Source organism: Flavobacterium sp., from assembly GCF_024305175.1.
Taxonomy (GTDB): Bacteria; Bacteroidota; Bacteroidia; order Flavobacteriales; family Flavobacteriaceae; genus Flavobacterium.
In genome coordinates this window covers 1-14,387 of sequence record NZ_JAMWYY010000027.1, presented here as the reverse complement: position 1 = coordinate 14,387, position 14,387 = coordinate 1, and the positions used below count along the sequence as shown (strand labels likewise).

Here is a 14,387-nt window from a genome sequence, read left to right as displayed (position 1 = left end):
ATTGCCCCTTTTATTCGTAAGCACATATTTACGAATGAAAACTTTATTCACTTCTGCAAACAGCAAAAAAACCGTTTTAAGGGTTGCACTTGCACTGTTTTCTGTTGGCGCTGCCGCACAAAACACATCGGAGCAGGACACCACACAGGTCTCTGATTACAAACTTGACGAGGTACTTGTGCAGGCCGTTCGCGTCACTGCCCAGACGCCCGTAACATTCAGCAACGTTAGCAAAGAGGAAATTGCCCCGCGAAACCTGGGGCAGGACATCCCCCTGTTGCTTAATTACCTTCCGTCTGTTGTTACTACTACCGATGCCGGTAATGGCATTGGCTACACAGGCATACGCGTTCGTGGTGCCGATGCAAGCCGCGTTAACGTTACCCTTAACGGCATACCCTACAATGATGCCGAATCGCACGGGACATTTTGGGTTAATATGCCCGACTTTGCCTCATCTGTAGAGAATATACAGCTACAACGCGGTGTGGGTACCTCTACTAACGGGGCAGGCGCTTTTGGCGCAAGCCTTAACCTGCTTACCGATGCTTACAGCAAAAACTCGAGTGGCGAGATTTCTAATAGCTTTGGTAGCTTCAACTCGCGCAAACACACAGTAAAGTTCAGCACCGGGCTAATGAACGACCGTTTTGAAATTGCGGGAAGGCTCAGCAATATTGCCTCTGATGGGTACATCGACAGGGCAGAGTCCGACCTTAAATCATACTTCCTGCAGGGAACGTATGTATATGGCTCTACACTTATAAAAGCACTTGTTTTTGGCGGAACAGAGCGCACTTACCAGGCATGGAACGGGATAGATGCCGCCACGATGGCTGAAAACAGGCGTTTTAACTATTCGGGGATGTACACCGATAATGAGGGTAATGTCCGTTTTTATGATAACGAAACCGACAATTACCAGCAGGATCATTATCAACTACACTGGAATGAAAGTTTAAATAACAACTGGAGTACCAATGTAGCGCTGCATTACACGATAGGGAAAGGTTATTATGAAAACTACCGTGACAACGATACGTATGCCGATTACGGACTTAACGATATAACAGTAAACGGCGAACTGATTACAGAAGAAGACCTGATAACCCAAAAATGGCTCGATAATGACTTTTATGGTACTACATTTTCTGCCAACTATAAAGATGAGGCCTGGGATATAATATTTGGCGGTGCGTGGAATAAGTATGAAGGGGCGCATTTCGGCAACATAATCTGGGCGAGGTATTCAGGCGATTTTGAGCGTGATGACCGCTATTATGACAACAATGCCGACAAGACCGACTTTAATGTGTTTGCCAAAGCAAACTATCGCATAAGCGAAAATATCAGCCTCTTCGGGGATATGCAGTACCGCCGTGTGCGTTACCAGGCCGACAACGTATTGGAAAGCGCCGCTACACCTGTTGCCGTAGATGACACTTTTAACTTTTATAACCCGAAGGCAGGCTTAACATACAGGATAAACGACAACAACAACCTGTACTTCAGCTATGCTAGGGCTAACAAAGAGCCGCGCCGCGCCGATTATGAAAGCGGCAGTACCAAACCCGAAACGCTTAATGATTTTGAGCTTGGCTGGCGCTATAAGCAGGGGCGTAATGCTGTAAACGTAAACGCTTACTACATGCGCTATAAAGACCAGTTAGTGCTTACAGGCGCACTTAATGACGTAGGAGCACCCGTTTATACCAACAGCGGCGACAGTTACCGCACAGGGCTTGAGGCAGACATAACAGCTTATGCGGCTGATTTTTTAATCATTCGCCCAAACATTGCGTTAAGTATTAATAAGAATATTGACTTCTTTATTGAAGGGGAAAATGGCCCTGAAAACCTGGGTAATACTGAAATTGCTTTTTCGCCGGGCATGATAGCAGGCAACCAGCTTATTTTCCTGCCTTATAAAAATTTACAGATAGCCGTGCTTAGCAAATATGTTGGCGAGCAGTATATGGATAACTTTGAATCTGGCAACGCAAAGCTGGACAGCTACTTCGTGAACGACCTCAACATAAGCTACGAGCTTAAAACCGAAAAGATATTTAAGTCGATCGTATTTAGCGGGTTGTTAAACAACATGTTGGACACCGAATATGTTTCTAACGGTTATATGTGGGGAGACCCTTACTATTACCCGCAGGCAGGTATTAACTTCCTTGTAGGTGCGACCTTAAAATTCTAAAAAAACTATTTTTATAATATAATTATCCTGCTACAGTTTGTGGCAGGATTTTTTTATATCTATCAGGGCTTTCGGCAATTTCTTTAATTACTTTATTTCGCTTTACAAGGAAGCTGCGCATGTAACGTTCAAGAAACAGTACATCTGCAAGTTTCCCAAAAAAACCAAGTGGGCTTGTGTAGGTAAATACATCCTGCATCAAAACTTTACCACTAAATTCTTTAAAAATATGCTGATGCCGCATAGCTTTAAAAATTCCCTTCGTCATTTCATCCGTAAAATAATCCGGCTTTTTATATTCGGTTATAATAACTGTAAGTTTTTGGGAAATGCCGAAATGTTTTGCTTTCCAGGTAACGCTTTCGCCTAAAGCTATGAGTCCTGATGTTTTTCCTGCAATAGCTTCCTCTTTAGTCTGAGAAGCTGAGACTAAATGCAAATCAATACTCCTTGAAAGATCAAAAACTACAGTGATGGGAGCATTTATATAGGTATCAATCTTAATTACCGGCATTAATTCGACACCCTTATCTTATTCTCTCCTGTAATTTCAACACGGTAAGGTTTTAGGGTATATCTCTGGCCTTCGGCTTCACCGCTAAACAGGTTATATTCAGCTCCGTCACACGGGCAGGTTGCAATAACGCCATCGCGCTGCAGGCGGGAACAATCGGTTAAAGGCTGGTTGGGGCAGCTTGCCTCATAAGCAGTAAAGCCCCCTCCGGTATTTATAACATAAACTCCATTTATACCTACACCCGACTGGTTAACATAAACCACGTTGCCGGTAAACTGTAGCTGGCTGTACTGCGGCAGGTTCATATCTATATCTACCGAAAAATTATAATCAGGCAGGTTAGGGTTACGGTACCTGTTATCATCACTGCTGCAGCTGCATATAAGAAGCGTAACCGCAAGCACGAACAGGTATTTGGCTATATTCATAAAATTTTGCATAATAATTATGAAACAAATTTAATTTAATTAACTTTGACAGGTGCTATTGCACATAGTTAAAAACAGACAAATTAAAAAAATATTATCTTTGCAGAAAGAAATCCCGTTGCGAATGGGATTTTTTCTATTTATATAAACAATGAAGTTATGAGTACAGTATCTTACTACACAGCCGAAGGATTAAAAAAACTAAGGGATGAGCTTGACCAGCTAAAAAGTATAGAAAGGCCTAAAGCATCTCAGGCAATAGCCGAGGCAAGGGATAAAGGAGACTTATCTGAAAATGCAGAATATGATGCCGCAAAAGAGGCACAGGGCCTGCTTGAGCTTAAAATAGCCAAAATGGAAGAGCTTGTTGCCAACGCACGCCTTATAGATGAATCTCAGCTTGATGTAAGCAAGGCACTTGTGCTTAGCACCGTTAAAATTAAAAACCGCGCCAACGGCATGGAAATGAAATATACGCTTGTTGCCGAAAGCGAAGCCGACCTTAAAGCAGGTAAAATATCGGTAACATCACCTATAGGCAAAGGGCTGTTAGGCAAATCTGTAGGTGAGGTGGCCGAAATTAAAGTACCTAACGGCACACTTAATTTTGAAGTGCTGGAAATAACAAGGGACTAACAACCAAATAAAATCACAAGTATGAGCACCATATTCACTAAAATTGTAAACGGCGAAATACCGGCCTACAAAGTAGCGGAAGATGATAACTTCCTTGCATTTTTAGATGTAAACCCTAATGCAAAAGGCCATACGCTGTGCATACCCAAACAGGAAATAAATAAAATATTTGATATGGATGAGCAACTTTATACCGGGCTTATGCAGTTTGCCTATAAAGTTGCCCATGCCATAGAAAAAACCGTACCATGCAAACGCGTGGGTATGGCCGTTGTGGGCCTGGAAGTACCCCATGTGCATGTGCACCTTATACCGCTTAATGATATGGACGACTTTAGGTTCATTAATAAAGTTAAACTGGAAAAAGAAGATTTTCAGGCACTTGCAGAATCTATAAGCAATAACCTGTAACCATTTATTAAAATCATAAAAATTTGGCACACGCTTTGTTAATGCATTTTGCGAATTAATAAAACGTTAATTAAATTTTTATGAAACACAAATTTTTAGCTTTAGGCTTAGCAGGGCTTTTTATGGCCTCATGTTCATCAGACGATGACAATTCTAACAATGTAAACATGTCTTTGCTTACTACCAAAAAGTGGTATTATGTATCTGACAGGGTAAATGGCGAAACCCTGCCTTATGACGATCATGAAACCTGCGGTAAAGATTATGTAGAGTTTACTACCACGGGTGCTGTAAGCCATGTTGATGTTTGGAACTGCAACGGCAATACCCCCGAAACAGAGACTATACCCGGCACTTATACTGTAAACGGCAAAAACATTGTTATAAACATGGCAGGATATACACTTGGGGCTAATGTGAAGAGGCTGACATCTGAAACATTTGTCATAGAATCACAGTTTGATTATGACGAAGATGGGGATTCAGAAACCGTTACCCAAACCTATACAAGCCAGCCATAGTTTCTTTCATCAATCAAAAAAACGAAATCAAATCAGAAAAAGCGGGAAATAATTCCCGCTTTTTTAATGGATGCACCTTATTATCAAAAATTATACCCGAAGAAAAGACTGTATTAATTTTATCAAAAAACCGGAGGGTTATAAAGGTGCTTTTTTGTAATTTTATACAGAAAATTTACAGTATTTATGCTCAAGCAGAATTTACAGTTAAAGTTATCGCAGAAATTATCTCCGCAGCAAATTCAGCTCATGAAGCTGATACAACTGCCTACGCAGGCATTTGAGCAACGCCTGAAAGAAGAAATGGTTGAAAACCCGGCGCTGGAATCGGGACGTGAAGAAGAATATGATGATGCCGACGATTTCGGGAATGATGATTATGACGAATATGATGACTATGATAACGACAGGATTGATGCCGACGAGATTAATATAGACGAATACCTGAGCGACGACGAGATACCCAACTACAAGCTGCAGGCCAACAACTATAGCGATGATGATGAAGACAGGACTATGCCCTTTGCAGCTAATGTTAGTTTCCACCAAAGCCTTACCGACCAGCTAAATACTTTTATACTCAGCGAAAATGAGAGGGACATAGCCGAATTTTTAGTCGGCAGCATAGATGATACGGGCTACATTAGGCGCAGCATACCCGATCTTGTAGATGATATGGCCTTTACGCAGGGTATTTATACCGATGAGCAAACTGTAGAAAACATACTGCACGTTATCCACCAGTTAGAGCCGGCAGGTGTGGGTGCACGCGACCTCCAGGAATGCCTTTTGCTTCAGCTAAAGCACAAAACGCCTACCGAGGCTGTAAACCTGGCTATAAATATTATAGACAACCAGTTTGATGCCTTTACCAAAAAGCATTATGATAAGCTGCTGCAAAAATATGATATTACACAAGACCAGCTAAGAAAAGCGATAGACGAAATAGAAAGGCTTAACCCGAAACCGGGAGGCTCTTATGACAGTAATAAGGCAGTAGAGCACGTTGTGCCCGATTTCAGCATAAAGATTATCGATGGCGAACTCGAGCTTTCGTTAAACGGCAGGAACGCGCCGGAGCTTCACGTGAGCAAAGATTACCAGGAAATGCTGCAGAGCTATAAAGATTCGCGCGAAAAATCGAATGCGCAGAAGGACGCAGTGCAGTTCATCAAGCAAAAGCTGGACTCTGCCAAATGGTTTATAGATGCCATAAGGCAAAGGCAGGAAACGCTTTTTGTTACCATGAATGCCATAATGCACTTTCAGGAAGAATATTTCCTTACAGGCGACGAAACCAAGCTTAGGCCCATGATACTTAAAGATATTGCCGACTTAGTAGGGCTTGATATATCTACCGTATCCCGTGTGGCTAACAGTAAATATGTAGAAACCCCTTACGGCACCAAGCTGATTAAGGAATTCTTTTCTGAAGCTATGAAGAACGACCAGGGAGAGGATGTTTCTACCATAGAAATTAAAAAGATATTGCAAAATGTTATTGAGGAAGAAGATAAAAGAAAACCCCTTCCTGATGATAAGCTTGCCGAAATACTTAAAGACAAAGGCTACCCTATAGCCAGGAGGACAATTGCAAAATACCGCGAACAGCTTGATATACCTGTTGCCCGCATGCGCAAGAAGATTTAGCACATGAAAAAGCCGGCACTTCTTTTTTCTTATATTTTTAACCCGCTGCTTATACCGGTATATGCTACACTTTTCTATTTTTTAATTACAATCAATTACTTTCATACCCACGAGGTGTACCTTGTGTTTATACAGGTGCTTATTGTTACGGTACTGCTGCCTGCATCTGTATTCTACCTGCTGCGCTCGCTGGGGCTTATAAAAACGCGGATGCTGCTCGATAAAAAAGAACGCAGGCTGCCACTGGCTATATATGCACTGCTGCTCTTTATACTCATTAAACACAGCCTTGCCGACTTTGTACTTCCTGAACTTTATTATTTTTTTCTGGGTAACCTTATCAGTATAATGGCGGCCTTGGCACTGGTTTTATCAGGCAATAAAATAAGCCTGCACGTGTTGGGGGTTTCATCACTCACAGTATTTGTAATAAGTATTTCTGCTTATTACCACATACAACTGTTATGGATTATAGCCATTCTTATAACCTGCTGTGGTTTTGTGGCATCTTCAAGGCTTATAGAAAAAGAACATACCCTGAACGGCATTGTGCTGGGTGCGCTTATTGGTGTTGTGCCGCAGGTGCTACTATGGTTTGCATGGCTGTTTCCTGTTGCGTAGATTTACAGTATGTAAAACATTAGCCCGAAGTTAACAGCATTAAGGTTTACCTGTTGCCCGTTATCCAGCCTTGCATCTTTATTAAAAAGGGGGTTAAGCCCGTAGTAAGCATAAAAATTCCATGTGTTCCACCCTGCCGAAACATACACTCCATACAGCAGCCGGTTCATATCATCATTGCTTTTCACTTTTGTACTGCCGCCGCTTAACTGGTAAAACTGGGCTTTATCTGCAAAAAGGTAGCTCGCCTTAAAGCCGGTATATACCCTCCAGAATTTATGGCTTGAACTGTTGGAGTTTCGCCAGCGGAATTCAATTGGCAATTCCAGGCAATGCAGCACCAGCTTGTTTTTGTCAAACTCATCATTGTCGGGTTCTTCATACAGTACAGTGCCTGCAGTTTCTGTAATTTTCAGGTTGTGTTTTATATTGCTGTAAGCATAGCCCAGGCCTACGGCAATGGCATAGGTGCGTGCTTCATTAACAGGCATATCCCTTAAAAATCCAAAAGAAATACCTGTAGAAAAAGAGTTTTGAGAATAATTACCCGGCTTATTCTGCATCAGCACATAAGATATAGATGTATAAAACTGGTCTTCCCTGTATTTAGGATCCGAAAAAGTTGTAATACTATCTGTTTCGGTTACCGCATCTTGTTCTTCGGTCTGCGCAACAGAAGCTATGGTTATGAAAAATAAAAAAAAGGTATAAAGCAGTCGCATGGAGCCATATTAATTATTTACAAATATGCGAAAGTTTTGCTTATACTTCAGCTATCTTTTTCGCTGTTATTGCCCAACAGGTACCCAAATGGTTTTAAAGGCTCTACATGACCGAAAATAACATTAGCCACAGCAAGTATAGGCACCGATAAGATCATGCCTATAACACCCCACAAAAGGCCGCCTGCAACAACTGCAATAATGGTCATGAGCGGATCGAGGTTTACTTTTTCTCCCACAACATACGGCTGTAAAATATAGCTTTCTACAAACTGCCCCACCGTAAATGTTACGATAATGCCTATAAGTGCACCGGTATCGCCACTAGTTATATAACCCAGCCCTATAGCAAGCACAAAACCGATAATATTACCTATATACGGAATTATAGTAAGCAGTGCAGCAAGTATGCTAATAACTATAAAATTACTTACACCTGATACCCCCATGCCTATGGCATAGAGCACCGCAAGGAAAATCATGAGCAGGAATTTACCAAAAAGGTAGCCCTGTGTTATAGAAGCGGTTTCCGCTAAAACCTGCGAAACCTCCTGTTTTTTATGATCCGGAAATAACTTTATAAAAAATTTGCGGAATTTACTCCGGTAGTTAAGCAGGAAAAAGACATATATAAACGTTAGCAGATAGTCGCCCATAAAAGAGTAAAAGCTATTGACAAACCCAAGCGCCCGTTTGCCCACACTTTTTGCCGATATAGAATCCTGTAGTTTCAGATCTTCTTTATTTATGGGGGTACTGGAATAAACCTGTTGCTCCAGCTGTTCTATTTTGGGCATTATACGCTCTTTTACTTTATCCCAGTCATTAAGGAACTGTGATATTTGCAATGACACTACAAAGGCAAAGGCAATGCTTACCAAGAACAAAAAAAGTGTACTTGTAAGTGAAGCATATATTCGCTTAAAACCCCACTTTTCTAATTTTTTGGATACAGGCATCATAAGCAAAGCCAGTATTACGGCAGTAACAAATGGCGCGAGTAAAGGTTTGCCATCAGCAAGGCAGAGAAACAGGAAATATATACCTATCAAAAAAGCTGCGCCCCCGTAAAGAATCTTGCTTCCGAGTTTCATAAAGTAAGGTTTTGATTAAAGGTATTTATACTGTAAGCAAAACCAAAAGTTTTTAGGAAACTTTATAATATTAATGCATATTTGGATGATAACAGTAAGTCCAGTATCGTAATATTACAGCGATAAGCTCTTTAAGCTCATTATAATTATCTCCTTTTTTAAAAAAGCCCTGTATCGTTAATTTAGTGTAGGCTTCATTAACGGCTTGTTGCGTTACCGTGGTAGAATAAAATACAAAGGGTATACTTTTTTTTCGCAGGTAATCATTATCGTCTATCCTTTTCTTAAAATCGAGGCCATTTTCGAATGGCATGTTTATATCACTGCAAATAATAAAAACAGGGTCGGGTGTAGAGCTAAGGTATTCATACGCCTCTGCTGTATTTTCAAACCATATTACGGGGTTTTCATATCCCAGATCCCTTACAATATCTTCAAAAATTTCTTTATCATCCGCATCATCTTCCACTAATACTATAGGGCCGCTCCTGTACATACTTTTTATTATTTTAGTCAATAAAGGTAATAATAATTATACAAAGTGGCTATTTGCCCGGTAATAGTACAAACAAATACACTAATCCTTATTACCTTCAACCACAGACACCCGGGTGCGCGGCAGGCTTTCAGGATAATTCTTCTGAAGGTACTCTATAAGCTTTTCCCTGATATGAACCCGCAAATCCCAGGCAGTGCCCGAATCTTTTGCGCTCATTAGTGCGCGTATCTCCATTACATCGGCTTTTGCATCTGTAACCTGCATAACATTTACCTTACCATCCCAAAGCGGTGTTCCGTTAAGCAGCCGTGTAAGCTCTCCCCTAAGCTCATCTACCGGCACATGAAAGTCGGTATAAATAAATACAGTACCCAGTATTTCAGATGTGGTGCGTGTCCAGTTCTGAAAAGGCTTATCTATAAAATAAGTGGTAGGCACTACAAGCCGCCTCTTGTCCCAAATATTTATAACAACATAAGTTAGTGTTATTTCTTCTATCCTGCCCCATTCGCCTTCTACAATAACTACATCGTCAAGCCTTATAGGCTGTGTTATGGCTATCTGTATTCCTGCCAGCAGGGTGCCCAGCGCCTTTTGTGCCGAAAAACCAATAATAATACCCGCTATACCTGCCGAAGCCAGCACACTTGCCCCGATAGACTGTATGCTTTCGAAGCTCATAAGTGCTGCGCCGACAGCCAAAATGGTTATTACAAAAACTGCAACCCTTTCGAGTATGTTAAACTGCGTATAAACACGCCGTGCCGCAAGGTTATCGGCGGCTGTTATATCATATTTACGGATAAGCCCGCTTTTAACCACCCTTACCATTATGATAAGAAACCAGGTAATACTCAGTATGAGCAGCAGGATACCAATGTGCCCTACTATACCGGAATAGGAATCATCAAAAATACCGGCGGCAACGCCAATGCGTATAACGAGTGAAATTATAAATAGTATAAGCGGCACCTTAATGCGGTGTGCAAAATTTACAGGAAGTATGTTACCGGGATTTTTGCCTACTTTTTTTAATACAAAAAAGATAACCGTAAATGCCACTACAAGCCCTGCAACACTGAAAATTATATACTTTATGAGGTCTGAATCCAGATTTGCCACATTCATAAACAAGGTTTTAAATTGATGGCTTATAAAATTAAGCAACCCTGTTTTTAAAGAAAACCTATTAAAGAATACCTTAACATAAAACAGCCGTGTTACACAAATCCTAATAGATTGCATACAAAGACTTAATCTTTAGTTAACTATGATTTTTGTCATGATTAGCAAGCATATTTGTTAGTATATTTGTGTATATAACCAAAAAATATAAGAGCATGTTAATACAAATCAACACGGATAAGAACATTGAAGGGCACGAAAGGATGGAAAGCTATTATAGCGGGATTTTACAAAATGCACTTAAAAAATTTGAAGACAGGATAACAAGGCTTGAAGTACATTTAGGCGACGAGAACAGCAGTAAGGGCGGAGATGACGACAAACGCTGCATGATAGAGGCACGCGTTGCAGGGCTAAAGCCTGTAGGAGTTGTACACCATGCCGACACTATTGAGAAAGCAGTATCGGGTGCTACGGACAGGATTAAGCATGCACTTGAGCATACATTCGGGAAACTGAATGCACATTAAAAACATGACAAAGAAAATACAGAGGGCTGCCTGTTAAGGCAGCCTTTTTTATAATACTCCAAGTATTTTATCCATAACCCAGGCAGTATGTGCAGCAGTTGCGCCTGTAGATGGATGCACAGCATTACCCAGCAGGTGCTCCTTTATATTCCGAACGTGGTATAATTGTATGTTTTCCGGATTTTCTATAAATACTTCTGTAACCCCGCTTTCATTTTCAAGCACAAGCCGCTCTTCATTAAATACAGAAAACCTGATTGTGCCTTTACTGCCGATAATCTCTGCTTCATCCCTGCGGCTATGGCTGCCAAAGTTAAATGAAGCCGAACCTGTTGCCCCCTTTTGGTGCATCCAGGATGCAGTTATGGCATCTTTAGCCGTGTACAGCCCCTGCTGATTGGTTGCTATACCTTTAACATCTATAACATTGCCCAAAAGGTGTATAAACAGGTCTAAGCCATGGCTTGCAAGATCGTCAAAATAACCCGCTGTAGCAATTTTGCTGTCAGTACGCCAGTTATATTCGCCCGATACATCTGCAGCAGAGGGCGTGCGGGTTAACAGCCAGCTTATGTGCCTTACCTGCCCTACAGCACCGTTGCTTATCCATTCGGCAATTTTTGCAAAACGAGGCAGCGAGCGGCGGTAATAAGCCACAAAAAGCGGCAACCCTTTGTCCTTAAAATCATTACAGATTGCAAGACAGTCTTCATAGCGTGGTGCCATGGGCTTTTCTATACAGCAGGGTTTGCCTGCCTTAGCCACCATTAAGGCATATTGCCTGTGGGTATCGGGTGGTGTAGCAATATAAACAGCACCTACTTCGGGGTCATTTATTAGCGCTTCCGCATCGGTATAAAAAGTAGGTACATTATGCCTTTTGGCATAATCGGCAGCCTTTTCAGCATCGCGCCGCATTACCGCCTGAAGCGCAAAGCCATCGGTTTTGTAGTACGCAGGGCCACTCTTGCGCTCTGTAACACTGCCGCAGCCAATAATACCCCATTTTATAATCTTGTCCATGATGTTTCGTAGTTATTCAGGTATAAAAGTATAAATTCCAACCTTTGCAACAATATAAAAAACCCTGCGTTTTGGGCAGGGTCTTTAAAAAGTATAGTTAGAGTTAGTTATTAAAATGCTGTACTTAATGCAAGGGTAAAGCCGGTACTTTCGGGCACAAAGCGGCAAACACCGCCCACACACACCAAGCCTCCGCGCTGCCTGCCATAGTTAACGGCAACCCTTGTGGCACCGTGGCGGTAAGCGCCACCCACATTATAGTAATGTATTTGCTTGTTACTGTCATCATTACCATAGTTATAAATATCCCAAACATAAACAGAGTAGGTATCATTAAGGTTAAGCTCTACCGTGCCACCCGCCCAGTTTTTCATGTCGGCATCCGCCCACATATGCTCGGCTTCAAAGCGGATAGATTTTGTTGTGTCAAAGTTATATATTACTTCGCCTGTTGCTATATTGGCATTAACCTCTTCGCCACCTTCCAGCCAAAGCTTGTTGTAATACTGGTTGATGTAGTAAAAATTGGTTATAAGTGTTTCCGTAAACCTTTTCTTTATTTCTATGTTGTAATCAGAAAAGTATTTTTTACCCGCACCAAAAAGGTTGGTATCATAATTTGCAGGAGTAAACCTGTACTGGCCCGGCAGGTTATACCAGCTTGCCGCATTTACAGCTACTTTAGTTCCGTATTTGCCTCCAAGCGGGGTTTCCTTTGGTATCTCATAAAAAATATCAATCTGGCCACCGGTCTCCCCGGCTTTCATGATAGACGGGTCTATAAAATCTACCTTTGCCTGCGCCTGAAATACATAAATATTGGCAAGGTTAGAGTGGTGCTGCTTGGTAAGTGCCGGGGTGTAGTTAAGTACCTTATCATTAAAGTTAAGGCTAGATGACGTGGCATCAACAAAAGAAGGTTCCCTTTCTGTAAGTATCTTAAGGTTCTCTATCCTTCTTACTGTGGCATCTATACCAAGGCCGTCGCCGGTGTAGCCAAAATTTAGCTGTATTGCATTACCGGGTTTTACAAAGTTATTGTTAATACGGTTTTGCACATCAAGCACGGCATCTTCCTGCATGTAGTTATACTCTCCCGAAAAATAAAAAGAATTATGGATAAAGTTTAACCTTCCCGCAAATGCATTGGTAAGTTCGTTAAAATTGGGATCAGGTATATCTACCCTCTCATAACGCCCAACATATGATGCGCCAAAAGAAAGGTCGGACATTTCGAATTTAAACAGGCTGCTCAGGTTAAATTCTGAATCAAAACCATAAACACGGCCGTCTGACACTTCGAAGCCCGTACGCTGCTGGCCGAATAATGCCGTTAAACGCACATTGTCTGAAGGGCGGTATTGTACCCTGCCGCCCCTTAAAGCGGTATTGATACCCAAAGCCCTGTCTTCCCAGGCGCGCAATAGTAAGCCACTGCCAAACTGCTCGTAAAAATAACCGGCAGTAAGATCTATTTTACCTGTTTTATAGTTAAGATAGTACGTTCCCAATCCGGCACCGGTAAAACCGGGATTATAATTTAGCAGTGCATCACTCTCGTAGGCTTCAAGCTGAAATCCCGCTGTAAAGCGGCTATACTGATAGTTTACAAGAAAATAGTTATTAGAGCGTATCGGGTTAACCGGCTGCTCCAGGTTCCTGCCTTTATCATTTAAATACCATTGCACATTAGATTCAAACCCTCCATACACCCTTACCTCCTGCCGCTCTTTTGGCTGCTCTTCGGTACTTTCTGTTTCTGTATCCTGGGCATAGAGGGTGCCTGCTGCAAATGGCAGCAAAAAGAAAAGTAATTTATTCTTCATCTGATTACAGCTCCTTCAGTTTGTTGTACAGCTCTTTTTCAGCACCCTGGCTGTAACCGTTGTGCACATATACAACCTTTTTGTTCTTTACCACTATAGTATATGGTACATTTACTATAGAGAGTGCCCTTTTAAGGTCCTGGTTGGTATCTAATAATATAGTATAAGGCCAGTTCTTACCGTTAAGCAAAGGCTTAACCCTTTTCTGGGTACGGGCATCATCTACAGATACTGCCACAACCTCCATATTAAGTTCTTTGCTCCAAGCTGCATATTGTTCTTTAATGGCATCAAGCTCATTGATACACGGGGCACACCACGTAGCCCAAAAAGAGAAAACATATAGTTTATCTTTTTCGCTAAAATCGTTTTTTACATTGTGGGTTTTGTTGTTTACCGACTTAAGTGTAACGCTTGGCATTTCTTTTTGAGCATAGGCAGAAAACCCAATGATCAATAACAGCAGTAATAGCTTTTTCATTATAAAATAGTTATGTTTTTAAAAATAGTGTTGTTTGCAGGGCAATATTAAAAATTTTTTCACAGTAATACACGGTAAAGAATAAATAAAATGTGTT

16 protein-coding genes are annotated in these 14,387 nt (G+C 41.4%); 7 read left to right on the top strand and 9 right to left on the bottom strand.

Annotated elements, in window-relative coordinates; translation table 11 throughout:
• The first annotated feature begins 34 nt into the window (after window positions 1-34).
• Window positions 35-2,206, top strand: a complete 2,172-nt coding sequence (locus Q0K96_RS08410) for a TonB-dependent receptor (protein WP_297333560.1) — start codon at window positions 35-37, stop codon at window positions 2,204-2,206.
• Window positions 2,207-2,228: 22 nt separating this feature from the next.
• On the opposite strand, the gene Q0K96_RS08405 is transcribed toward Q0K96_RS08410, so the two are convergent.
• Together Q0K96_RS08405 and Q0K96_RS08400 are read right to left on the bottom strand one after the other, a co-directional pair.
• On the bottom strand, window positions 2,229-2,720 hold the full coding sequence (locus Q0K96_RS08405) for an SRPBCC family protein (RefSeq protein WP_297333559.1): 492 nt from the start codon (window positions 2,718-2,720) through the stop codon (window positions 2,229-2,231).
• Entirely contained in the window at window positions 2,720-3,151 is a 432-nt protein-coding gene (locus Q0K96_RS08400) for a hypothetical protein (RefSeq protein WP_297333558.1), read from the bottom strand. The genes Q0K96_RS08405 and Q0K96_RS08400 overlap by 1 nt, the downstream gene beginning before the upstream one ends.
• 159 nt (window positions 3,152-3,310) lie before the next feature.
• Here Q0K96_RS08400 and greA point away from each other — a divergent pair, with 159 nt between their 5' ends.
• The 5 genes from greA (at window position 3,311) to Q0K96_RS08375 (ending at window position 6,990) form a co-directional block, all read left to right on the top strand.
• Complete coding sequence (gene greA, locus Q0K96_RS08395) at window positions 3,311-3,787, top strand: transcription elongation factor GreA (protein WP_297333557.1); 477 nt, start codon at window positions 3,311-3,313, stop codon at window positions 3,785-3,787.
• A gap of 21 nt (window positions 3,788-3,808) precedes the next feature.
• Window positions 3,809-4,198 carry an HIT family protein gene (locus Q0K96_RS08390; RefSeq protein WP_297333556.1) on the top strand — a complete coding sequence of 130 codons (390 nt, stop codon included), beginning with the start codon at window positions 3,809-3,811 and terminating at the stop codon, window positions 4,196-4,198.
• An 80-nt stretch (window positions 4,199-4,278) separates the two neighbouring features.
• The gene (locus tag Q0K96_RS08385) at window positions 4,279-4,719 is read left to right on the top strand and encodes a lipocalin family protein (protein WP_297333555.1); all 441 of its coding nucleotides are present in this window, start codon (window positions 4,279-4,281) and stop codon (window positions 4,717-4,719) included.
• 186 nt (window positions 4,720-4,905) lie between these two features.
• Window positions 4,906-6,369, top strand: a complete 1,464-nt coding sequence (gene rpoN / locus Q0K96_RS08380) for an RNA polymerase factor sigma-54 (RefSeq protein WP_297333554.1) — start codon at window positions 4,906-4,908, stop codon at window positions 6,367-6,369.
• A gap of 3 nt (window positions 6,370-6,372) precedes the next feature.
• Window positions 6,373-6,990 carry a hypothetical protein gene (locus Q0K96_RS08375; RefSeq protein WP_297333553.1) on the top strand — a complete coding sequence of 206 codons (618 nt, stop codon included), beginning with the start codon at window positions 6,373-6,375 and terminating at the stop codon, window positions 6,988-6,990.
• Between the two features lie 2 nt (window positions 6,991-6,992).
• Here the strand turns inward: Q0K96_RS08375 and Q0K96_RS08370 are convergent, their stop codons facing one another.
• From Q0K96_RS08370 to Q0K96_RS08355, 4 genes are all read right to left on the bottom strand, one after another.
• A complete protein-coding gene (locus Q0K96_RS08370) occupies window positions 6,993-7,712 on the bottom strand; it encodes a porin family protein (protein ID WP_297333552.1) in 720 nt (239 codons plus the stop codon).
• 47 nt (window positions 7,713-7,759) lie between these two features.
• Window positions 7,760-8,806, bottom strand: coding sequence for an AI-2E family transporter (locus Q0K96_RS08365; protein ID WP_297333551.1), 1,047 nt, complete (start codon window positions 8,804-8,806; stop codon window positions 7,760-7,762).
• 70 nt (window positions 8,807-8,876) lie between these two features.
• Window positions 8,877-9,302: a response regulator gene (locus Q0K96_RS08360; RefSeq protein ID WP_297333550.1), complete on the bottom strand. Its 426-nt coding sequence runs from the start codon at window positions 9,300-9,302 to the stop codon at window positions 8,877-8,879.
• Between the two features lie 81 nt (window positions 9,303-9,383).
• A complete protein-coding gene (locus Q0K96_RS08355) occupies window positions 9,384-10,433 on the bottom strand; it encodes a mechanosensitive ion channel domain-containing protein (protein ID WP_297333549.1) in 1,050 nt (349 codons plus the stop codon).
• 212 nt (window positions 10,434-10,645) lie between these two features.
• On the opposite strand from Q0K96_RS08355, the gene Q0K96_RS08350 reads away from it, so the two are divergent.
• Entirely contained in the window at window positions 10,646-10,960 is a 315-nt protein-coding gene (locus Q0K96_RS08350) for an HPF/RaiA family ribosome-associated protein (protein WP_297333548.1), read from the top strand.
• A gap of 48 nt (window positions 10,961-11,008) precedes the next feature.
• On the opposite strand, the gene Q0K96_RS08345 is transcribed toward Q0K96_RS08350, so the two are convergent.
• The 3 genes from Q0K96_RS08345 to Q0K96_RS08335 form a co-directional block, all read right to left on the bottom strand.
• Window positions 11,009-11,983: a Gfo/Idh/MocA family oxidoreductase gene (locus tag Q0K96_RS08345; protein ID WP_297333547.1), complete on the bottom strand. Its 975-nt coding sequence runs from the start codon at window positions 11,981-11,983 to the stop codon at window positions 11,009-11,011.
• A 110-nt stretch (window positions 11,984-12,093) separates the two neighbouring features.
• The gene (locus Q0K96_RS08340; RefSeq protein ID WP_297333546.1) at window positions 12,094-13,809 is read right to left on the bottom strand and encodes a DUF6029 family protein; all 1,716 of its coding nucleotides are present in this window, start codon (window positions 13,807-13,809) and stop codon (window positions 12,094-12,096) included.
• Window positions 13,810-13,813: 4 nt separating this feature from the next.
• Window positions 13,814-14,290, bottom strand: a complete 477-nt coding sequence (locus Q0K96_RS08335) for a TlpA disulfide reductase family protein (protein ID WP_297333545.1) — start codon at window positions 14,288-14,290, stop codon at window positions 13,814-13,816.
• Window positions 14,291-14,387: the final 97 nt, after the last annotated feature.